Genomic DNA, 22,860 nt, shown 5'->3' on the forward strand with positions numbered 1-22,860 from the left:
GCGTTGAATTCGTTTTCTAACAACGTCTATCACTATGCTGCTTATGCCCCTAAACGCGTGTTCGATAGTTAGCAACACAGCGTTCGATGAAACAAACTCGCATATGGGAACTTTTCTTTTTAGAATCACCATCTCGCTTGATAACCATTTTCATTAGCAAATAAGTTTCATCTCAGGGGATCACCATGCCACGCTTTACTCGCACCGCCTTAGCCAGCGCCGTCGCTCTTAGCGTCTCCGCCACCGCGGCCTTAGCCCAAGAAGCAGAACAACTGGACAATATTGTTGTTTCTGCCAGCGGTTTTGAGCAGGCACTGGTTGATGCTCCTGCCAGTATTTCCGTTGTTTCTCGTGAGGAACTGGAGCGCAAGCGCATTACCAGCGTGGCTGATGCGTTACGTGATGTAGAAGGTGTTGATGTTGGTGGAGCAGTCGGCAAAACCGGTGGCAGCAATATCAGCATTCGCGGGATGCCTAGCGACTATACGTTGATTCTTATTGACGGCCGTCGGCAGAACGCAGCTGGCAGCGTCACACCTAATGGGTTTGGCGAAACGTCTACCAGCTTCTTCCCACCTGTTTCTAGCATTGAACGTATCGAAGTGATTCGTGGCCCAATGTCGACGCTATATGGCTCTGACGCCATGGGCGGAGTAATCAACATTATTACTCGCCGAGTAGACCGCGAGTGGGTTGGTTCTGTAGGTATTGAAAATACATTTAATGAAGATCGTGATTTCGGTGACCGCCGCGAAATCAATCTTTATACCAGCGGACCGCTTATTCAAGACACGCTTGGCATTCAGGTACGCGGTCGTTTATATGAGCGGGACGCATCAGAACTTACTTACACTGACGGCAACGGCAATCCCATTGAGGTTAGCCAGCGTGGCCCCAGCCCGGTAGAAGGCGATGTCTATAACCTGGGTGGTAAGCTAACTTGGACGCCCAATTCAGACCATGATCTTTGGGTAGATGGCGAAGTTAACCGACAGCGCTATAACAATGACAAATGCCAGCTCGGCACATTGGATGGCCGCTCCCGTAGCTGTGAGCCGGCACCTGGTGTCGCGAATGGCTACGCTGACGAGCTGCGTTTTGAGCGTCAGCAAGTTGCTATTGGCCACACAGGCCGCTTTGCATCAGGTACGCTTGAAACTAGCTTAATGCGCAACCTCACAGAAACCAAAGGCCGCACTATTCCTGGTGAAAATGGCGTTGCCTATGACGGCTTCCCGGGCATCGTGGGCGGCGCGCCTCGCGAACTAGAAACCACCAATACTGTGTTAGACAGCAAGTATGTCATGCCACTAGGCGACCACATGACCACGGTGGGCTTGCAATGGTGGGACGCCGAACTCGACGATGGTTTGGCAAATGAAACCTTTGAGCAAACCACCTGGTCGCTCTTCGCAGAAGATGAGTGGTTGATACGTGACGATTTGGCGCTAACGCTTGGCGGCCGCTACGATCACCACGACGCTTTTGGCAGCCAGTTCAGCCCACGTAGCTATTTGGTGTGGAATACCACTCCAAACTGGACACTAAAAGGTGGCGTCAGCCGAGGTTACAAAACGCCCACGCTGAATGCGTTGCATGCGGGTATTAATGGCGTCACGGGTCAGGGCACCATACTGACGATTGGTAACCCAGACCTAGAGCCAGAAACCAGTACCAGCAGCGAAATTAGTGCTCATTACGACAGCCAGACAGGCTTCACCGCTAGCGCCACACTGTTCTATAACGAGTTTGACGACAAAATAGCCAGCGGCAACGACATTGTTGTTGAGAACGATCCGCTCGTGCCTGACGGTGTTTATAGCCAAGACATCAATATTGATGAGGCCGTCACCCAAGGTGTCGAGCTTGCTACTAGCTATCAGTTCACACCAGATTGGCGTTTATCGGCCAACTACACCTACACCGATAGTGAACAGAAAAGCGGTAACAATCGTGGCGAGCCACTGACCGACACGCCAGAGCATGCATTCAATGCTACGCTGCGCTGGCAAGCCACGCCTCAGCTGGACACGTGGCTTTCCGCTGAGTATCGCAGCGAGCGTTACCGTAACCGTGAAAGCGTTAGGGGAGCGCCCTCGTTCGACGACCTAGGCGACTTCAAAGCCTATTCACTGTTCCACTTAGGCGGCAGCTACGCATTTACCGAACAATTTAACGTCAGTGCCACCATTTATAACGTGTTCGATAAAGATTTTGTTGATTATCGCGCTTACGGTGACGGCACTAGCTTTGGCAATGTGTATGCCAATAGTGAAGAAGGACGTCGATTGTGGCTATCTGCACGCTACGAGTTCTAAACGCTGCTAGCTAGAAGTTTCTGTTTACTGTTTCAATGAAACCTTGCTGCCCTGGCCATGTGCCAGGGCTTTTTTACGCCGTAAAGTTGGGCGGTAGCCAACCTCTATGCTGGCAATTCATTAAGTTAATCTCTCGTAAGCGTAAAGCTTAGGTACTATTAACCAACTTCCACGCCCGCTTAACAGCGAATTCGATGTTTATTAGGAAACTGTCTGTTATGACCGCGTACCCGCTCGTCCGCTATCTCGCCTTGGTGCTACTGTTGCTCGGCGGCCTAATACTCTCTAGCGCTTCCTTCGCGCAATCAGCCCCCAGGGTCGAACTAGCCCCTGTAAACCGCGAGCCAATTTATACCGAAACAAAGCTGGTTGGCACAGTGAACTCCCTGGAAGATGCCCTGCTCTCAGCATCCGTGGCAGGGCTTATTATTCAGGTAGCGGTTAATCCTGGCGACCATGTTGCTAAGGGAGACACGTTAATCGCGTTAGATGACGACTTGGCTCGTTTTGACCTAGCAGCAGCGGTCGCCGCAGAACAGGAGGCCCAGGCCACTCTGGCAGAGGCCGAACGATTACTACAGGAAGCAGAATCGGTGGGTGTGGGGCGCAACATCGCGGCGACTGAAGCTAGCGCTCGGCGCAGCGCCGTTAATGTGGCCCGCGCCGCACGCTCGCGTTTAACAGCAGAACAAGCGCGTTTAAGCGCCCTACTGGCTCGCCATGAAATCAACGCCCCTTTTAATGGTGTCGTCAGCGCTCGCAGCGTTAATCTTGGCGAGTGGGTCACGCCAGGGGATAGCGTTGCGCGCCTCGTTAATCTTGATGAACTGCGCGCTGACTTCCAAGTACCCGAAATCTTTTATGCCGCCCTTCAAGACGAAGCGTTTATCAGCCTGCGCGTGGGTCAACACACCTACGAGAGCACTATCGCCACGATGGTGCCGATCAGTGACACCAGCGCCCGCACGTTCCTATTACGCGCCCATGTGCCTGAAGCAGCTGCACTGTATCCAGGTAATGCAGTGGATGCTGTGCTGCGGGCCTCAACCGGTAGCGATGGGCTGACGGTTCCCCGCGATGCGTTAAGCCGCTACCCAGATGGGCGAGTCACCGTATGGGTCGCCACGCCTAACGAAAACAACACGTATCAGGTTACTGAACAGCGTGTGCAGTTAGGCATTAATTTTGCCGACCGTGTGGAAGTTGTCGAGGGTCTCTCCGGTGATGAGCAGGTCGTCGTTCGTGGCAATGAATCGCTGGTCGAAGGGGTCAGCGTAGAGAATATCGCTGTTGAGAATGACGCGGCGGGGAGCGAGTAATGTTTGCAGCCCTACTGCGCCAGCAAACGCTGGTCACGGTTATCGCGCTGATTTTCCTGCTGCTAGGCATTGCCGCCACGCTGCGCATTCCCGTTCAGATGATTCCCGACATTGAAGCCCGCACCATTACGGTCGAGACGCGCTGGGCGGGAGCGACACCCCAGGATATCGAAAAAGAGATCCTCATTGAGCAAGAGCAGTACTTGCGCAATGTGCCGAACCTTACCCGCATGACGGCCATCGCCGAAAGTGGCAGCGCTGAAATTGAGCTTGAATTCCCGTTTAGCGTGGATATGACTGCCGCACTGATTCAAGTCAATAACGCGCTTAGCCAAGTATCGTCCTATCCCACCAATGTGGACCAGCCACGCATTGTTTCTGCCGCTTTCTCGACAGACGCATTTTTGCGTTTTCATGTGGGTACGCTACCCGGTAACCCTAAGGCGTTAGATATCCAATTGATGAGCGACTTTATCGACGACCGCGTTCGGCCTCGCATGGAAGGCGTCGAAGGCGTGTCGGAAGTCGGCGTAAATGGCGGCGCTCAGCGGCAGCTACAAGTTTTGGTCGACCCTGGAGCGCTGGCTCAGCGCGGGGTCTCACTTACCGAATTACGCGATGCCATCACCCAGCGTAACCGGGATATTTCAGGGGGCGAATTAGAAGCCGGTAAACGCCGCTATCTGATACGCACGCTGGGCCGCTTTGATGACGCGGAGGCCTTGGCGCAGTTGGTTGTCTCTCGCCAAGGCGATAGCATCGTGCGGCTTGCCGACGTTGCCGAGGTTCGCCAGGGGCAGTCTCGCTTAAGCCAGCTATCGTTTTATAACGGCCAGCCAGGCATTGGTATGGATCTTCGGCGGGAAAGCGGTGCAAACGTCATCGATATCAAATACGCCATTGAAGAAGAAATAGCGGCCATTAACGACAGCATTCTGCGTCCGGCGGGAATGGAAATGGTGCTGACTGCCGATGACGTGCGCTACGTGGAAGCCTCGGTCAGTAATGTATGGAGCAACCTGCTACTTGGGGCGGCCTTTGCAACGTTGGTGATGTACCTGTTTTTGCGCTCTGCTCGCGCCACCTTTATTGGCGTTATTGGCATCCCCTTTTGCACCATTGCTGCTTTTTTAGGGCTGATGCTAACGGGGCGCACGATCAACGTGATTTCCATGGCAGGCATTGCCTTTGCCATTGGCATGAGCGTCGATAACAGCATTGTGGTGTTGGAAAATATTGAGCGCTACCGCCGTTTAGGGCTCGACCGCATCGAATCGGCGTTACGTGGCGTGCAGGAAGTCTGGCCCGCGACGCTGGCATCGACAGCCACCACCATTTTGGTGTTCCTGCCGATTCTGTTTATCGAAGAAGAAGCTGGGCAACTGTACTCTGATGTGGCCATTGCCGTTTCCGCCGCTATTTTTGCCTCAATGCTGGTGGCAGTTACCCTAGTGCCGTCACTATGTTCGCGCTTTAATTTTTCGATGCGCAACGAGCATGAGGATAGCTCTGCGGCCTCACGCCCTTCGTGGGCTGGGGAACGGCTTGAGCGAATAATCGCCACCCCTTTTCGCCGCGGAGCGATCCTGGTCATCACGGTAGTGATCAGCGGTTGGACTATCGTTGTCCTCACGCCACCCGCCGAGTACTTACCCGAAGGTGAGGAACCTAAAACCTTTGCGGTGATGAGTCCCCCGCCTGGCTATAGCCTGCAGGAAATGGCGGGAATCGCTGCGCAAGTAGAGGATTACTTTTTACCCCATGTAGACGCTGACCCAGCGGCTTTTTTAGCGGGCGACACTGAGGTGCCACCGCTGGCTTATATGAATATGCGAGTCGCTCCTACTCGGCTATTTATCGTCGCGGAAGCAGCTGACCCAGGTAACATCGAAGCGTTAATGGACGCACTTACCAACTACTACGAACGCTTTCCAGGAATGCGCGCGTTTGCCTCAAAAGGCTCGATTATTTCAAGTAACGATGGCGGTACGCGGAGTATCAACCTGGATATCGCCGGACCAGATTTGGCGACTGTTTATGAAGCCGCCAATAACCTCTATCGAGAAGCCCGCAATGAGTTTGGCAATCCGCGTATTCAGAGCCAACCCTCATCGCTATCGCTGGATCAGCCGCTAATACAAATTCGCCCAGATTGGGCGCAGGCGTCAGCGCTTGGCTTAGCGGCAGAAGACGTCGGGTTTTCAGTCGCTGCACTCACCGAAGGTGCCTATGTGGATGATTTCTTTCTCGATGACGAAAAGATCGATATTTATCTTTATGGCCCCCAGCTGTCGCTACCTCTGGACCAACTACCCAACCTTCTGCTTCATACTCCTAGCGGCGCGACGTTGCCGCTCTCTGCCGTCGCCAGCATTGATGAAACCATGGACACCAGCGTTATTCGCCGGGTCGATAGTAGCCGCACGGTGACCCTGAATGTCATACCACCACCCAGTATCGCCCTAGAAGCAGGGGTTGAGCAGGCCGAGAGAATGCTGGAGCGTCTACGCCGTGAGGGGGAACTACCCTCGGCGGTGGATATTTCGATTTCAGGAGCGAGTGATCAGTTGAATGCCACGCGAGACGCGCTAATGGGCAACTTCTTGATTGCCATTGTGATTGTCTATTTGCTACTGGTAGCGATTTTCTCTCACTGGGGGTACCCGCTGCTGATCCTTACCTCCATCCCTTTGGGCGTGGTGGGTGGCATTATGGGTCTGGCAGCTATGAACGCAGTAGGCAGCCTGCTGCCACTCATTGGCATCGCTCCACTAAGTCAGCCCTTCGATATGATTACTATGCTGGGCTTTTTGATCTTAATGGGAACCGTGGTGAATAACCCTATCCTGGTGGTCGACCAAGCACGCCGACGGCTACACGATAAGCAGCTATCCGTTCAGGAAGCCGTGTCTCAGGCGGTACAAACCCGCTTGCGACCAATTGCGATTACCACGCTGACCACCCTGTGCGGGCTTTCGCCGCTGGTATTTTTACCCGGTGAAGGCACCGAGCTTTACCGTGGCGTGGGGGCGATTGTCTTATTTGGCTTGTTGGGGGCCTCCATCGTGACGGTGACGTTCCTGCCTGCTTTAATGATAAGCGTACTGACGCTTACCCAACGACATACCCAGCCTGGCCGAAGCCAACACCCTTAAATAAACGCTTGGGCCACTTAAACATGCGGCCACCTGATCAGGTGGCCGCAACGTTTAATAAAAAGGCTAAACAAGTACTAAAACGCCACGTTGAGTCCTAACCATACACGGCGGCCATCGTCCACATAGCCGTACTCTTCATAAGTAATACGTTCATCAAACATATTATAAATACCGGCGTTTACCGTGGTGCTATCGTTGAGCTTGTAACCCACTCCTGCATCAACAAAGGTGTAGGAAGGTGCCACCACAGAGCGGCTGGATGGGCCGGTAGTGGGCTGGCTCTCTTCACCACGATAACTGACTTTTGTCCATTGACTGAATCGCGAATTAACCTGCCAATCAAGCGTCGCTGAAACCTGATGACGCGGTAGCTTCGTTAAAGGCTCGCCTGCATATTGACCACTTTTTTGTTCAGAGTCAGTGAAGGTATAGCTGGCCGTTAGCGCTACTGCATCTGTCAGCGGCGCTGCCAGACTGGCTTCTACCCCTTGTGTAATCGCCTCATCCACGTTGACGCGATAAGTAGGGTCGCTGCCAAAATCATTACGGCCATCGGTACAGATATCGATAGGACAAGCAATACGAGTAATTTTATCTTCAAAGTCATTGTGGAACAGCGTCAAACTGCCGTTTAAACCTGCCTCGTTGGCGTAGAGCAACGCAATCTCTTTGTTAAGCGACGTTTCAGGTTTAAGGTCTGGATTACCGTAAATATTACCACCGCGGCTGATCTGCCCCCAATCGGGGGTGATTTCACGCAGGTTTGGCGAACGATAACCGGTTGAAACGCCGCCTTTAAGCGTCCAATCAGGCGTTATATTCCAAACGCTGTAAAGACGCGGACTAACGTGACTGCCATAGTTATCATCGTCATCAACGCGCAAACCGCCAGTCAATGCCCAAGTGTCCGTCAGCATCCATTCATCTTCTACAAACAGCGCCCGCTGGCTACTGTCGATTTCAGTCCGGTCAGATATCTTGTTGGTGGTGGTATCGCTCAGCGACTCCTCTTCGTAGCTCGCTCCAACAGTCACTAAGTGCGTGCCTAGTGGAATCACCGCGCTGGCTTTAGCGGTAGTGTTGGTAATTTCGATATCGCGGGATTTGTTGTCGCTACGCTCACGCTGCACAAAGGTTTCGCTGGTGCCCCAGTCAAAGCGGCCACTGTGGGTAACGGCAACGTGAGTGTTGGTGTATTCGCCGATACTGTCGGTGCAACCACCTTTGCAACCCTCAGCAGCGCCAGAGCGCCCTACCCGTGAGTAGCGATCCTGTTCGGTAATGCCAGCTTCAGCAGTGAAGTCGTGATTATCGTTCGCCGCGAAGTTCAGCCGCGCGGTTAGACTTTGCAGGCTTTTTTCTTCGTAGCCGTTCAAAATATCATCTTCATCCCGCTCAGAGGCACGCCCGAAAAGCTGTAGACCTAATCGCTCACCCACTAACGGCCCGCTTAGGTAGAAATTTGCTTGGCGGCTGTCTCCAGAAGCGCTGTTTTCTTGAAGCACGGTGTCGAGCTGCACATTGCCGTGCCATTCATCAGCCACCTTGCGGGTGATCACGTTGATTACCCCACCGATAGCATCTGAGCCGTAAAGTGTCGACATTGGCCCACGCACCACCTCAATACGCTCAATCGCTTGTAGCGGCGGAAGCCAGTCTTGTTCAAACCCCGCGCTACCGTTCGGGCGTGATTCCCGAGAATTTTGCGGACGTCCATCCACCAAAATCAAGGTGTACTGGGAGGGCATACCACGAAGTGAAATATCATTGCCACGGTCACCTGCGCCACCACCGGTAACAACCACACCCGGCACGTCACGCAGGGCGTCGGTGATATTTTGATAGTGGCCACGCTCAAGCTCTTCCCGAGAAATAACGCTGATAGATGCAGGCGCACTGGTAATTTGCTGTTCAAAACCTGAAGCGGTCACCACAACATCATCTAGCCGAGGCGTTTCTTGAGCCCATAGGGCACTACAGGCCAACGAAGAGATGGCGCTGGACAATAACGCGCGACGCAAACGAGTGGACATAATTGGGTTCCTTAATGTGAAAGAGCTCTTGCAGTCAAATGCGAATCGTTAGCATTATTATTTTTGCATAATCTTTGCACAAATAGGTTGCACAGCACGTTCAACCAAGCGGAACACAAATGCCAATTATTTGCATTACCATCGTTAGATGTCACAATAGCGCTTCGATTGTTGCCTAGTGGCCCCGACCATGTACGATTTTGATGAACTTGCCGCCTTTGCCGATGTGATGACCACCGGTAGCCTAACGCGCAGCGCACAAAAACTAGGGCTTGCTAAATCGACGCTGAGCCGCCGTATTAGCCAGCTAGAAACACGATTGGGCCAGCCGCTGCTCAGGCGGCAAGCCAATCGGCTGATTCCTACTGAGGCAGGCTTGCTGTTTCATCACTACTGCACAGAACTGCTGGCATTGGCAGCCCACAGTCATGAAGCATTGGCAGAACTGCGCGAGGAAATCAGCGGAAAAGTAACCCTGGAAGTACATGGGGCGTTGGCACGAGGTTGGATGGCAGGCGTTGTGGATGCGTTTTTAACCCGCCACCCTAAAGTAGAATTAACCCTTCATACCCGCGAAACACCCCCAACTAAAATGCACAGTAACAGTGTGCACATATGGCTAGGGGCAGCACATGAATGCGGTCTTAATCAGGAGCGCTTGGGGCACTTGACCCGTGGCCTTTATGCCAACCCCAGCTATCTTGCCAACGCTGGTTACCCTCAGCACCCAAGCGAGCTAGAAGAACACGCGTGGATTGATTTACTCGATAGCGCTTCTAGCGGCCTACTGTTACACCATACCCATCACGATGACTTTCTCTTTCATGCGCCCCGCTCGCGGCTGCGAGTCGATTTAACGGTGCTTCAAATTGATGCCATTGCTTATGGTCAAGGCATTGGGCTACTGCCCCATTGGATGGTCGAAAAACGCGAGCAGCATCATCCTGGCGATTTAGTCAGTTGTTTACCTGGCTGGGAACCCGCCCCACTACCAATCACCATGTTGTATGCTTACGGTCATCACTCACGGCGGGTTAATGCGCTGCTAACATTTTTACGTGAACAGGTTCCCGCTGCTTGGCAAACCCATCACTCCATAGTTAACGCCAATTAACCAATTCACCTTGCCAGTTAGCGGCCTAATTAACGACAATGAGCCGCTAATAATCGTCAAGGAATGGGAATGCTCGCCGAACTTTTTGCCGTGATGGCGCCAGTACTCGCTGGCGCTGGACTGGGATATTTATGGGTCCGCTTAGGGCATCCCTACCCGGTCGATTTTATTACCCGCTTAGTATTTAACATTGGTACACCTGCGCTTGTGCTTACCTCACTGTCTGGGGCTACTATCGATGCCAGTAGCTTTGGGCAAATGATGCTTGCAACGGCCCTGGTGATTCTCTCTATGGGCGCGGCGAGTTTTGTGGTGGCCAAACTATTGCGCCGCAGTTGGCGTGTATTACTGGCACCAATGATGTATCCCAACACCGGCAATATGGGGCTACCCGTTGTGCTGTATGCGTTTGGCAGCGCTGGATTTGCCTATGGCATTACGGTGATGGTGACGGTATCGCTGTTTCAGTTTACGTTAGGGGCGGTGCTCAATAGCAACGGAAATCCGATTAAGACGTTGCTTAAAACACCCACGGTGTATGCCATTTTAATTTCGATGGCACTGCTGTTAACCGATACCTCATTGCCTGCTTGGTTAGACAATACGGTAGATCTGATGTCTGGATTTACGGTACCGCTCATGCTCATCACACTGGGTGTTTCACTCGCCAGTATTCAGGTAAAAAGCTTACGCTCGGGCCTTGGATTCAGCCTAGTGCGTATTCCTCTTGCCGCTGCAGCGGCATGGTTGATTGCTGGTTGGATAGGTCTTCCACCGTTGGCCCAAAGCATTTTGGTACTACAAATGTGTATGCCTGTGGCGGTATTTAACTACTTATTTGCCCAGCGTGCTCAGCGCGAACCCGCCTATGTCGCCAGCTTGGTTTTCTGCTCTACGCTGCTTGCCCTGGTATATTTACCAATTTTGCTGGCTTTTTTGATGTAGCGATTTGGCTATAACATTCTGATATGGCAATAAAGGGAGGGAACCCCGTCCAGGTTAAGCAGTCACTGCTAGACTTGAACATGACCATCACCCGCTATCACCGCAGGAGTAACGCTAATGCGCCAACCACAAACACAAGACCGCCAGGCAGCGTTAACGACTCTCTCTTACCGCTGGTGTCTGACCGCTATTAGTGGGCTAGTGCTGACAGGCACGCTTAGTAATGTCCAGGCAGACATGGTGTACGAGGCAATGGAAACCGAACAGGTAACTTTTTCGCTTGAACGCGTGGCAAAGGGGTTGAGCAGCCCTTGGGCAGTCGCTTTTTTGCCTGACGGTCGTTTTTTGGTCAGCGAACGCCGTGGACAGCTTACGCTGGTGGATCAAGACGGAAATCAACAGGCGCTTAACGGATTACCCACGGTCAGCCACCAGGGACAAGGTGGGCTTCTCGATATTACTCTTCACCCGGCTTTTGGGGAGGGAGAACACGACTGGATTTATTTCACCTGGAGCAAACCCGACGGCAATAACAGCCGTTCAGCGCTATCACGGGTGAAGTGGCAGGGTGATTCATTGGGTGAGGTCGAACACCTTTTTGAACAGGACCGCGCCTCTTCCCCCGGACGCCATTACGGCTCTCGTTTGGCATGGCTAACAGACGGTACGCTATTAATGAGCATTGGCGACCGCGGCGTTACCCCGGCCCGTGCCCAGGCAAGCGATGATCATGCAGGGTCAACACTGCGCTTAACAGATACAGGCGGCGTCCCTGACGATAATCCTTTTGTGGACGATGATAGTACCCGGGATGAGATTTATTCCATGGGCAACCGCAACATTCAAGGCATGACGGTGCTTAGCAATGGTGAGCCCTGGGCGAGCGAACATGGCCCGCGCACAGGTGATGAACTTAATCACATCGAAGCGGGCAGCAATTATGGCTGGCCGGAAGTTAGTTTAGGTAATGATTATCGGACTAATGAGCCGATCGGAGTCGAATCAATGCCTGGCATGGTGGACCCGGTTTACCGCTTTGAGGGTCGCTTTGCACCTTCAGGCCTGACTGAAGTCACCAGCAACGCGTTTGGTGACTGGCAGGGGCAGCTATTAGCCGGTGGTTTAGCCAGCGAGACCTTGTTACGCCTGCAACTGGAAAACGGCCGTGTTGTGGATGAAGAGGTCATTCTTGACGGCCAAATTGGCCGCATTCGCGATGTTCGCCAGGGCCCTAACGACGCCATTTATTTGCTAACCGATGGTGATCAGGGCAGCCTTTATCGTTTAAAGGTGGTTAATTAACCCACACTAACGTTATCTGAAGCGCTACTCTTTATACTGCCTACATACACTGTTTATGCTGTTCACTGATGACCGGCTGTTATTCACACGGATGCATAATGCGACTTCGTAATTTAATTATTTTGACGGTCATCGTGCCGCTCTTTGTCGTTTTAGTGGTATTTAGCCTGGTGGCCATCAAGTCGCTGGAAGATAATGTGCGTTCCAAGCTGCAGACTGAAGTTGAAATTATCACACGGGCACTGAGCACATCGCTGAGCTATGCCGTCGCTCGTGATAGCGACACGCCGTTAGAAGAAGCACTGCAATCCGCTTTTTCATTTCATCGTATCTATGGTGCTTATGTGTTCGACACCCAAGGCCGTGAAGTTTATGGGCTGGGCTTGGGCAAAGATCTGTTCACACCGAGTGAAATTCAGCAGGTTATCGAACAAGATGACCTCTACAGCAATTACCGCCAGCAAGAAGGTTGGACGTACTACTCAGCATTGATTCCGCTACGGGCGCAAGACGGCACGGTGCAAGGCGTCCTGCAGGTAAACCGACTTAATACCGGCATTGAAAACTATACGGGCTTTATCAGCATTGTGGCGGTGTTGGTGTTTGTGATCGGAGCGGCCGGTATTGTATTTAGCATTTGGTGGGGCTTTCGGCACTATATTGAGCGGCCACTTAACCGCCTATTGCACGTGATGTTACTAGTAGAAGATGGCGACCGTAGCCAGCGGGCTACGGTCGATGGCCCGACAGAGTATCGCCGCTTAGCATCAGGGTTGAACGGCATGCTGGATGCCATGGCAGATAAAGATCGCGACATAGATGCTCGCCGGCAGCGCGAAATCGAACTTGAAAAGCGCTTGCGCAAATCTAAAAAGCTGGCCGAACTGGGTGTTTTGGCAGCTGGTGTGGCCCATGAGATTGGCGCACCGTTAACCGTCATCAATGGCCAAGCTCAGCGTTTAGCCCGTCGGAATGTTATTGGCGACGACGAACGCGCACGCCTTAGTCGTATTCGTGGCGAAGTCGAACGCATTGTCCAAATTGTCCGCCAGTTAATGGAGCTGGGGCGACAACATAACGTAGAGAAAGGCACGCAAGCCCTCGATCAGCTTATTCTGAGTGCAAGTGAACTCGTGGAAGAGGAGCTGGAGCCACGAAATATCCGTTTAGATATTGACCTTCCTTCCCCTCCCCCCCACTTATTAGTCAATGGTCAGCAAATTGTGCAAGTGCTCACCAATTTATTGCGTAACGCAGCGCAAGCGCCAAACGTAGGCCACGTACGTCTTAGTGCCAAACAATACGGGGAAGAGTTAACGCTGTGGGTAGAAGATGATGGGCCTGGCATTCCAGCATCACAACATCAACAAGTATTTGACCCTTTTTTTACAACTAAACCGGTGGGCCAAGGCAGTGGCTTAGGGCTCTCCATGGTGCATCGCATTATTAACGACCACGGCGGGACGATTGGCGTATTTAATAGCGGCCTTGGCGGCGCTGGATTTGAAATTACGCTCCCCCTTAGTGAAACCGCATCCGCTTGAGGAAAACGTTTGTGACCCATCAGGAACACCTTTTACCTTTATTGGTGGTGGAAGATGACGCCGCTATACGTGAGTTATTGGAAGAAGAACTTAACGACGCGGGCTACGATACGCTAGGCGTGCCCAGCGCAGAAGATGCCTTGGCGCTACTTAGCCATACCCCTGTTGCAATGATGATTACGGATGTTCGTCTTCCTGGAATGACCGGCATTCAGTTACTTCAGCAGCTTCGCCAAAGTGGCAGCGAGCTGGGTATTATTGTCATCACTGCGTTTGGCACCATTGACCAAGCTGTCGAGGCGCTAAAACTGGGCGCCGATGATTTTCTAACCAAACCATTAGATCTAGATGCAATTCGCGAAGCGGTCTTTCGCGTCTTAGAGCGCCAGCGCTTATCGCTTTCCCACGATACTGAATTGAGCCACTTCCACGGCATTGTTGGCAAAAGCCCAAGCATGCAATCCCTGTTTCATGATGCTTCTCGGCTGGCTAAAAGCGATGCGCCTATTTTGATTCTGGGCGAAAGCGGTACCGGTAAAGAGCTATTGGCCCGTGCTATCCATCAAGAGAGCAAACGCCATGATGCACCTTTTGTGCCCGTGAACTGTGCCAGCATTCCTGCTGATCTAATGGAAAGCGAGTTTTTTGGCCATGTAAAAGGAGCGTTCACTGGGGCCAACGAAGCGCGCAGAGGTCTGTTTCATAGTGCCAAGGGCGGCAGCCTTTTCTTGGATGAGATTGGCGAAATGCCCGTTAATCTTCAGGCTAAATTGCTGCGCGCATTACAAGAAAAAACCGTGCGTCCGGTTGGCGGCGAGCGCGAAGAACCGGTTGATGTGCGTATTATTGCAGCGACTCACCGAAATCTTGAAAAAGAGATCGAGCAGGAAAACTTCCGAAGTGACTTGTTCTATCGACTTGAAACATTCTCGCTACGCATCCCTCCGCTGCGCGAACGGGGCACCGATATAGAACATCTCGTGTTTGCATTAATTGACAAACATGCCGAAGCGCAAAATAAACAAATTGAACAAATTGAACCTGAAGCGCTGAACAGCCTGTTGAACTACCCCTATCCTGGTAACGTGCGCGAGTTAGAAAATGCCATTATGCGTGCCGTAACCCTGAGCGAAGAGGGTGTATTGCAGCACAACGATTTGCCAGAACGGCTACGCGAGCAGGCCAGCCAACATAACGGCTCGGAAATAACGCCGACCCTTAGTGGCGAGGTGTTGCCCGGCACCCAGGTGCCAGCGCCTGCACCAGCGCGTTGGCCAAGCTTGGAAGAAGTAGAGAAGCGCTATATTCGCAAAGTGCTAGAAGCTACTGGCGGCAATAAGCGGCGTACTGCTGAAGTGCTGGGTATTGCTCGACGAACGCTCTATCGGCGTTTGGAAGATAACGAGGATTAACGTAATAGGATAAACCGGTCACACACCAAAGTGACCGGTTCAGCTTTCTATAAGACGCCAGATTATTCGGTAACGCCCTCTCCTGGCGTTTCTTCAGGCGTGGTTCCATCATTAGCCATCGGCCCCGTGCCCATCGGCTCTTCTATCTCTTGCTCTGCATCGGCGTTAGGGGGTGAATCATTGCCACAACCGGATAGCACACCAGCAACCAGCAATACACTCAGCAGTAACGCTAATAATCGTACAGTAGGTTTCAGTGACATCATGTCGTTCTCCTTCCTTGATTGATTAATTGCAAAGGCGCTTTTTACACCCACCGCCTCTTAACCTTAGTGACTATTTGCTAGGTTGCCAAAAAAGCATGGGTGGGAAGACCCGCTCTACAAACTCTGCAAAGCCAGTTGTTGGCGCTGGTATTGTTGCCATAAAATAAAAAAAACCCCCGCGGGCGCGGGGGAAAAAGATGATAAATCGGGTGGAGCAGCCGCAGGGAACAGACAGCTGGGTCGATTTACCATCGTAGGGAGCGTTAACGATTACTGACCGCTATTCATCTCGTCGTCATTCTCATCCGTGTCATCTTCATCCGTGGTTGGCATTGGTTCAGTACCTTCACCAAAGCCTGGGTTCTCTTCAGGATCTTCTTCTCCAACATTTGCTTCTGCTTCTGGCATCGGTTCTTGTGAAGCCGCTGCATCATCGCTTAATCCAGGGTCTTCATTCATAGCGGAGTCTTCTGCCACGTCAGGATCATCGTTCATCATAGGATCTGAGGTGGTATCCATGGCCGTATTGTCATCACCAGACGACACTTGATCCGTTGAAGAAGTGGCATCCTGCTCCATGGTTTCTGGCTGTTCTGCAGGCGGCATGTCGTCGTCACCATTGCCACAACCGGCGAGCGCAAGCGTGCTTACGGTGGCCGCTAACATGCATAGTGTAAGTACACGTGGGCGTTTAGTAACTTGTTTAGCGTGCTTATCCATACGACTTACCTCCCTTCCAACATAAAAGCTGTCAATCGTAAAAACTGTCAATCATAAAGCTGTCGACCAAAAAAAGGTTCAGTGACAAAGACAGTTTAAAAATAAAATCATTACGTTACTTATAATCTTGCATAACCTATGCCTACACTCAGATAAAAAACAATTATTGTTAAAAATCATAAATTTAAATAAAAAAGAAAACCCTCCAATCATTAACAAGCAGTGAACGGACGTGGGTTCAAACTGGCACATGTGACGACATTGGACGCCTAGCACAGGAGGCGTTGTGACACACCTTGTCTACTTATGTATAATAAATATTAATAAATAACCGAACCCAAACTTAAATTTCAATTATGAACCGTTTTGTGTCGCTGTTTGCAGGGAAAGCCATCTGGTCACTAGGAAGCGAACTGAGCAACGACACAAGGCTGCTCATTCACGCAATAGGCATCGCTGATGGACGAGACACGCCCTGTCAAAATTCAGGTACGCGGCTTAAGCAAGGTATTTGGTAAGCAGCCAAAAAAAGCCCTTGAGCTCCGCGACCAAGGCTTAAAACGCCCTGAAATCCTTGAAAAAACGGGTCAAACGCTAGGCCTTTCCAATATCTCTTTCGATGTCTATGAGGGCGAACTGCTCGTCATCATGGGGCTATCAGGTTCTGGCAAGTCAACGTTGATTCGTTGTTTAAATCGCCTGATTGATACCACCGAAGGCGAGATAGTGATTGATGGTGAAAATATTCCCACGCTGGGCGAAAAGGCGTTACTGGAGTGTCGTCGCCGTCATTTTTCTATGGTGTTTCAAAACTTCGCGCTATTTCCTCACCGCACAGTGCGTCAAAACGCTGAATTCGGACTTGAAATTCGCGGCGTAGATAAAGCGGAACGTAAGCACATTGCCCAAAACGCGCTAACACAAGTAGGGTTAGATGGTTGGGAAGAGGCTTACCCTAACCAGCTTTCTGGTGGTATGCAGCAGCGTGTCGGTCTGGCCCGCGCGCTAGCGAATGACTCCACCGTACTATTGATGGACGAAGCATTTTCAGCGCTTGACCCTCTAATCCGCAAAGATATGCAGCAAGAGCTGCTGCAACTGCAATCTAAAATGCAGAAAACCACCGTCTTCATTACCCACGACTTGGATGAAGCGCTCAATATTGGTGACCGTATCGTACTTCTAAAAGATGGCGAAGTCGTACAAATCGGCACCCCGGAAGAAATATTAACCCAACCAGCCGATGACTATGTACGCCGCTTTATTGAAGGCGTCGATCGTTCGAGGGTACTCACCGCCGAAAGTGCTATGCGCCCAGTGCGCTCTACTGCTCGAGAAAGCGATGGCCCGCGTACGGCTCTACATCGGATGCGCGACCATAGTATTGATTCAATATACGTCACTGACCGTGATCGCCGCCTAATCGGCTTGTTAGAGGCTGAATCGGCAAGCAGAGCGATTGATGCCAAGTCAGAAACGATTACTGATCACCTGACTCAAGACTTCCGCAAAGTCCCTCCCGAGGAACCCCTGCACAATCTGTTCGCTATGTTTAGCGATAAAAGCTTCCCCATCGCCGTTGTTGATGATCAGCAGCGGTTACTTGGCGTTGTTGTGAAGGGTGCGGTACTGGATGAATTAGCACGGGCAGGAGAACAGTAATGGATATTCCAAGCATTCCTCTTGGCGATTGGATTGAGAGCGGCTTAACCTGGTTAACAAGCGAGTACTCGTCTGTAACGCGGGGCATCTCTCGCTTTACCCAAACGGGCATTGATGTATTAAACGACAGCTTGATGTGGCTACCTGAATGGGCGCTACTTGGCTTGATCGCACTACTTTGTTTGAAGTTAGCGGGTGTCCGCTTAGCACTTGGTGCAGTGGCTGGGTTAGCCTTAATTTGGAACCTAGGGCTCTGGAACCCGATGATAGAGACCCTCACGCTGGTGGTCTTCGCCACCCTGGTGGCCGTGGTTATCGCATTGCCAGTAGGCATTGCGGCAGCCCTATCAAATCGGCTTTACCGCCTGATCATGCCCATACTGGATTTCATGCAGACCATGCCTGCATTTGTGTACCTGATACCCGCCATTCCATTTTTCGGTATTGGCTCTGTCTCCGCCATTTTTGCGACCGTAATTTTCTCGATGCCGCCTGCTATTCGCTTTACAACGCTTGGCATTCGTCAGGTCCCGGTTGAGCTTATTGAGGCCGCTGATGCCTATGGCGCAACACGCAGTCAAAAATTATTCAAGGTACAACTTCCGCTATCACTACCGACAGTAATGGCAGGGATTAACCAGACTATTATGTTGGCACTTTCGATGGTGGTTATCGCCGCCATGATCGGCGCGGATGGCCTGGGGAGCGAGGTGTGGCGTGCAATTCAGCGACTGCGTCCCGGCGATGGTTTCGAAGCTGGAATCGCTGTTGTCATACTAGCCATGCTACTTGACCGTTTAACGCAATCGCTACGGAAAACGCGTCGTTCGCAATAAGCCTAGTTAAGACGGGGCTCGCAGCTATCAAAAATACTGCGTTGACCAGTCTACTTGATTCACTCTGCTGGCATCCGCATGCTAATGGTGTGATCTAAATTTATAATTAAGCAGCGCTTGTTAGCTTGTTTATTACAGTCGTGGCACTTACTCGCTGTCTATTGTGAATTGTCTGTTGTAATAGAGACAACGATAGAGAAGAGATAAAAGCCACTACTTTTACCAAGGAGCACAAGTATGAAAACTCGTACGTTAAATCACCGCATCCGCCTCGCCTCATTAGCCCTAATTGCTGGTACTGGCATGACTGCCGGCAGTTTGGCTTATGCCCAGGATCAGGGCACGATCAACCTTGCCTACGTTGAGTGGTCGTCTGAAGTGGCTTCTACCAATGTCATGGCAGCCGTACTCGAACAAGCAGGGTTTGAGGTTGAGCTAACATCACTTTCGGCCGCCGCCATGTTCCAGGCACTTTCAACAGGGGATGCAGATGCCATTGTTGCCGCTTGGCTGCCGACTACCCACGCTGACTACATGGAGCGTGTAGGAAGTAACGTTGAAGATCTCGGCATGAATCTGGATGGCACCAAGCTAGGTCTAGTTGTGCCGTCTTATACCGACGTTGATTCTATCGCTGACCTAAACGATAACGCCGACAGCTTTAACGGCGAGATCATCGGTATTGACCCCGGTGCAGGCCTAATGGCGCTTACCGAAGAGGTTGTGGATACCTATGATCTCGGACTGCGTCTGCGTAGCGGTAGCGGTGCTACCATGACCGCAGCGCTTTCAAGCGCAATTAACAATGAAGAAGATGTCGTGGTGACTGGCTGGACACCGCACTGGATGTTTGCTCGTTTCGACCTGAAATATCTTGAAGACCCAGAAGAAGTGTATGGCGGTGCCGAGCAGATTCACACCGTGGTACGCCAAGGCTTAAAAGATGACATGCCAGAAGCCTACGCCATTCTTGATGCCTTTGAGTGGACACCCGAACAGATGGGTGAGGTCATGCTGATGAATCAGGAAGATAACAGCGACCCCTACGAGAATGCTAAACAGTGGGTAGAAGATAACCAAGATGTTGTAGAAACGTGGCTCAATTCCTAATAGTACCTAAACTGTACAAGGTATAGTGTCATAAGCCGCTGAACTGGAGAGTTTGAAAACACCGGTTCAGCGGCTACAGCCATTCACTCTATTGATGTGTCCAGTGTCATCAGATGCTCGAAATTCAGTGTAGTAACTACGCCGTATCGAGCACCCAGATAGGCCACTCTAGGAGCTTGCCATGTTTAACAACATTATGGTGCCTGTAGACCTTGCCCACCTAGAAACTCTTGAACCCTCGTTACGCGTTGTTGCTGACCTTGCCAAACAATATGACTCGCATATCACCTATGTCGGCGTCACGGCTAATACGCCAACCAGCATCGCCCGCACACCCCAAGAGTATGAGCAAAAGCTTGAGGCTTTCGCCCAAGAACGGCACAGCGTTCATGGCCAGCCCGTTAGCATCAAGGTGTATAGCTCAACCGACCCCATTGCTAACGTTGATTCGCTGCTGGTGAAAGCAATTGATGAGGTAGGGGCAGATTTAGTCATGATGGCTACGCATTTACCACGTCACCTAGATGCCATTATGCCGTCTCATGGTGGCAAGGTTGCCACGCATACGGGTGCCTCCGTTTTTCTCATTCGGTTGCCGCAATAAAGAACATTGCGTTGTAACGCTTACAATTTCGATAATTAAGGGAGCAGCTTTGTGGATAAAAAACCGCAAAATCTATCACCCGATGAACCAGCCTCAGAGGGTATTCCAGCCCCAGAGGGGCCGGCAAATCTTATCGACACTGATTATGTGATCGGTCAAGACAATATCACCACAAGTACAATGGGAGTTAACCTTGACTTGCATGGCAAGGTTTTCACGATTTCATCGATCGTCATCCTCCTGTTTGTCATTCTAACACTCGCTTTACAGGACACCATTGCTCCCGTTTACGATGCTATTTTTAGCTTCTTGACCGGCAATCTGGCGTGGTTCTTTATTCTTGCTGCCAATATTTTCGTTATCTTGTGCCTTGGGTTAATTATTTCGCCACTGGGTAAAATTCGCATAGGCGGCGCTGATGCTAAACCAGACTTTACCTATGTGGGCTGGTTTTCAATGCTTTTTGCCGCAGGTATGGGCATTGGCCTAATGTTCTTCGGCGTTAATGAGCCGTTGACCCACTTTGGAACGTCTTTTGACGGTGGAAGCTGGGCACCCTTAGCGGGCGCTGAGGGTGATGCAGCCGGTGCCGCGGCGCTAGGTATGGCAGCGACTATCTTTCATTGGGGGCTTCACCCCTGGGCAATTTACGCGGTAGTGGCACTGTCCCTTGCCCTGTTTTCGTTTAATAAAGGCCTTCCCCTCTCTATGCGTTCGGTGTTTTATCCCCTCCTGGGCGAACGCGTGTGGGGATGGCCAGGCCATCTGATCGATATTCTCGCGGTCTTCGCCACGCTGTTTGGTTTGGCTACATCGCTTGGCTTAGGGGCCACCCAGGCAGCCGCAGGGTTGTCCTACCTGTTCGGCGCACCGGAAAGCGATATCACCATGATCCTGCTGATCATCGGTATCACAATTATTGCCATCGGCTCTATTTTAGCGGGTGTGGATAAGGGCGTTCAGCTGCTGTCGAAAATCAATATCGCGATGGCAGCGCTGCTACTCTTCTTCGTGATTGCCGTTGGTCCAACGCTGCTCATAGCCACAGGTTTCTTTGAAAACTTGCTTAACTATGTTGTTCACCTCCCTGCGCTCTCAAATCCATTTGGCCGTGAAGATGCGAACTTTAGTCAAGGTTGGACAGCCTTCTACTGGGCATGGTGGATTTCCTGGTCTCCGTACGTCGGTATGTTTATCGCACGGGTTTCCCGCGGCCGTACCGTACGCGAGTTCTTAATTTCGGTACTGTTGGTGCCATCCATTGTATCGGTACTCTGGATGACCACCTTTGGCGGCACCGCTATTGATCAGTACGTTAGCCAAGGCATTGAGGCCGTGCGTGATGCAGGCGTCGATTTACAGCTGTTTGTGATGCTTGAACAATTGCCGCTGTCACAAATTACCTCGTTTGTGGCAATTCTGCTGGTCATTATTTTCTTTGTGACCTCTTCTGACTCCGGCTCGTTGGTTATTGACTCCATCACCGCAGGCGGCAAAGTAGATGCGCCTAAGCCACAGCGTGTCTTCTGGGCCATTATAGAAGGGGCTATCGCTATTGCGTTGCTATTGGGCGGTGGTTTAACCGCGCTGCAAACCATGGCGGTGTCTACCGGCTTCCCATTTACCATTATTTTGCTGGTGGCATGTTATGCCATTATCAAGGGTCTAATGAGCGAGCCTAAAGCGGTATAGTAAATCGTTAATACTTGTACTAAATCGCAAACGGGCAGCCATTTGGCTGCCCGTTTGCGTTATGCACCGCCCTACTATTTAGGCTCAAACGACACTTACTCAAACCCAAATATCACTCAAGGGTGTTTCTTTCGTGTAGTGATAACTAACTTGAGCTTGTAGTAACTCTGCTGTCGCAAGTGCATCCACCAACGCATGATGACCTTGATAAGCTGGCAAAGAGTAGCGTTCACGGCTGGCATTTAAACGAATCGATACTGGCGGCTGCCCTAACCAACGTCGAAAGCGTGCCCACAGCGTTTGTCTATGCATGCGCGCCTCCAACGACATGGTGTCAATCATCGGGAACAGCAGCCCTTCTCCCCGTCGTGCTTTCACGGCAGCATCAAGAAACGGGCGCTCGATATTGCGAAAATGAACCACCACCACGCGACCAGCTAGCACCGCTAATAAATCATCTAGCACGTCGTCTAGGTCAGGCGCACTGGCAATTTCGGAGTGGGTAATATGATGATAGGCAATAGACGCTTCATCTAACGGCCGTGGCGGCTTCAATACCCAATAACGACGCTGAGCTAGTGGGATGCGGTCCAATGTAAAAGGTACTACCCCTATGCTAACAATCGCATGTCGCCGCTCATCCAGGCCTGTGGTTTCCATATCCAACGCCACCATCGGTACCTGAGAGATAGGGGTATCCGGGCTGGGCAGCGGCGTCGCATAAAATTGCTTTAGCGCACTATTGTTAGATAACTCAGCACGCTCAGCCATATAATCTAACCAGTTAGCTTGAACCACTTTTTGACGAAGCCGGATTCCATGCAT

At 51.5% G+C, this 22,860-nt stretch carries 17 protein-coding genes; 13 read left to right on the top strand and 4 right to left on the bottom strand.

Features of this window, described 5'->3' with window-relative positions; all coding sequences use genetic code 11:
- Positions 1 to 185: 185 nt before the first annotated feature.
- From K1Y77_RS12745 to K1Y77_RS12755, 3 genes are all read left to right on the top strand, one after another.
- Positions 186 to 2,318, top strand: a complete 2,133-nt coding sequence (locus tag K1Y77_RS12745) for a TonB-dependent receptor domain-containing protein (RefSeq protein WP_264428874.1) — start codon at positions 186 to 188, stop codon at positions 2,316 to 2,318.
- A 218-nt stretch (positions 2,319 to 2,536) separates the two neighbouring features.
- Positions 2,537 to 3,637: an efflux RND transporter periplasmic adaptor subunit gene (locus K1Y77_RS12750; RefSeq protein ID WP_030073739.1), complete on the top strand. Its 1,101-nt coding sequence runs from the start codon at positions 2,537 to 2,539 to the stop codon at positions 3,635 to 3,637.
- Entirely contained in the window at positions 3,637 to 6,792 is a 3,156-nt protein-coding gene (locus K1Y77_RS12755) for an efflux RND transporter permease subunit (RefSeq protein ID WP_264428876.1), read from the top strand. The genes K1Y77_RS12750 and K1Y77_RS12755 overlap by 1 nt, the downstream gene beginning before the upstream one ends.
- Before the next feature lie 77 nt (positions 6,793 to 6,869).
- On the opposite strand, the gene K1Y77_RS12760 is transcribed toward K1Y77_RS12755, so the two are convergent.
- Entirely contained in the window at positions 6,870 to 8,828 is a 1,959-nt protein-coding gene (locus tag K1Y77_RS12760) for a ligand-gated channel protein (protein ID WP_030073747.1), read from the bottom strand.
- A 190-nt stretch (positions 8,829 to 9,018) separates the two neighbouring features.
- Between K1Y77_RS12760 and K1Y77_RS12765 the strand changes: the two genes are divergently transcribed.
- From K1Y77_RS12765 to K1Y77_RS12785, 5 genes are all read left to right on the top strand, one after another.
- Positions 9,019 to 9,942, top strand: a complete 924-nt coding sequence (locus tag K1Y77_RS12765; protein WP_264428880.1) for a LysR family transcriptional regulator — start codon at positions 9,019 to 9,021, stop codon at positions 9,940 to 9,942.
- A gap of 69 nt (positions 9,943 to 10,011) precedes the next feature.
- Positions 10,012 to 10,887, top strand: a complete 876-nt coding sequence (locus tag K1Y77_RS12770; protein WP_264428881.1) for an AEC family transporter — start codon at positions 10,012 to 10,014, stop codon at positions 10,885 to 10,887.
- Between the two features lie 117 nt (positions 10,888 to 11,004).
- Complete coding sequence (locus K1Y77_RS12775; protein ID WP_264428883.1) at positions 11,005 to 12,189, top strand: PQQ-dependent sugar dehydrogenase; 1,185 nt, start codon at positions 11,005 to 11,007, stop codon at positions 12,187 to 12,189.
- A gap of 98 nt (positions 12,190 to 12,287) precedes the next feature.
- Positions 12,288 to 13,733, top strand: coding sequence for a sensor histidine kinase (locus K1Y77_RS12780; RefSeq protein WP_030073755.1), 1,446 nt, complete (start codon positions 12,288 to 12,290; stop codon positions 13,731 to 13,733).
- Positions 13,734 to 13,744: 11 nt separating this feature from the next.
- Positions 13,745 to 15,145, top strand: a complete 1,401-nt coding sequence (locus tag K1Y77_RS12785; protein ID WP_264017723.1) for a sigma-54-dependent transcriptional regulator — start codon at positions 13,745 to 13,747, stop codon at positions 15,143 to 15,145.
- Between the two features lie 62 nt (positions 15,146 to 15,207).
- Here the strand turns inward: K1Y77_RS12785 and K1Y77_RS12790 are convergent, their stop codons facing one another.
- Both K1Y77_RS12790 and K1Y77_RS12795 read right to left on the bottom strand, forming a co-directional pair.
- Positions 15,208 to 15,411, bottom strand: coding sequence for a hypothetical protein (locus tag K1Y77_RS12790; RefSeq protein ID WP_035536739.1), 204 nt, complete (start codon positions 15,409 to 15,411; stop codon positions 15,208 to 15,210).
- A 270-nt stretch (positions 15,412 to 15,681) separates the two neighbouring features.
- Positions 15,682 to 16,131, bottom strand: a complete 450-nt coding sequence (locus K1Y77_RS12795) for a hypothetical protein (RefSeq protein WP_264017722.1) — start codon at positions 16,129 to 16,131, stop codon at positions 15,682 to 15,684.
- Positions 16,132 to 16,590: 459 nt separating this feature from the next.
- Here K1Y77_RS12795 and K1Y77_RS12800 point away from each other — a divergent pair, with 459 nt between their 5' ends.
- The 5 genes from K1Y77_RS12800 to K1Y77_RS12820 all read left to right on the top strand — a co-directional run bounded on the left by K1Y77_RS12800 (position 16,591) and on the right by K1Y77_RS12820 (position 22,035).
- Positions 16,591 to 17,793, top strand: coding sequence for a quaternary amine ABC transporter ATP-binding protein (locus tag K1Y77_RS12800; protein ID WP_264428887.1), 1,203 nt, complete (start codon positions 16,591 to 16,593; stop codon positions 17,791 to 17,793).
- A complete protein-coding gene (locus K1Y77_RS12805; RefSeq protein ID WP_030073762.1) occupies positions 17,793 to 18,629 on the top strand; it encodes an ABC transporter permease in 837 nt (278 codons plus the stop codon). The genes K1Y77_RS12800 and K1Y77_RS12805 overlap by 1 nt, the downstream gene beginning before the upstream one ends.
- Positions 18,630 to 18,866: 237 nt before the next feature.
- On the top strand, positions 18,867 to 19,739 hold the full coding sequence (locus K1Y77_RS12810; protein ID WP_030073763.1) for a glycine betaine ABC transporter substrate-binding protein: 873 nt from the start codon (positions 18,867 to 18,869) through the stop codon (positions 19,737 to 19,739).
- A 181-nt stretch (positions 19,740 to 19,920) separates the two neighbouring features.
- Positions 19,921 to 20,343, top strand: a complete 423-nt coding sequence (locus K1Y77_RS12815; protein ID WP_030073764.1) for a universal stress protein — start codon at positions 19,921 to 19,923, stop codon at positions 20,341 to 20,343.
- A gap of 51 nt (positions 20,344 to 20,394) precedes the next feature.
- Positions 20,395 to 22,035: a BCCT family transporter gene (locus tag K1Y77_RS12820; RefSeq protein WP_030073765.1), complete on the top strand. Its 1,641-nt coding sequence runs from the start codon at positions 20,395 to 20,397 to the stop codon at positions 22,033 to 22,035.
- 99 nt (positions 22,036 to 22,134) lie between these two features.
- On the opposite strand, the gene K1Y77_RS12825 is transcribed toward K1Y77_RS12820, so the two are convergent.
- Positions 22,135 to 22,860 (bottom strand): 3'-5' exonuclease, encoded by a 726-nt coding sequence (locus K1Y77_RS12825; RefSeq protein ID WP_030073767.1) that lies wholly within the window; start codon positions 22,858 to 22,860, stop codon positions 22,135 to 22,137.

The sequence above is a fragment of the Halomonas qaidamensis genome, from assembly GCF_025917315.1.
GTDB classification, from domain to species: domain Bacteria; phylum Pseudomonadota; class Gammaproteobacteria; order Pseudomonadales; family Halomonadaceae; genus Vreelandella; species Vreelandella qaidamensis.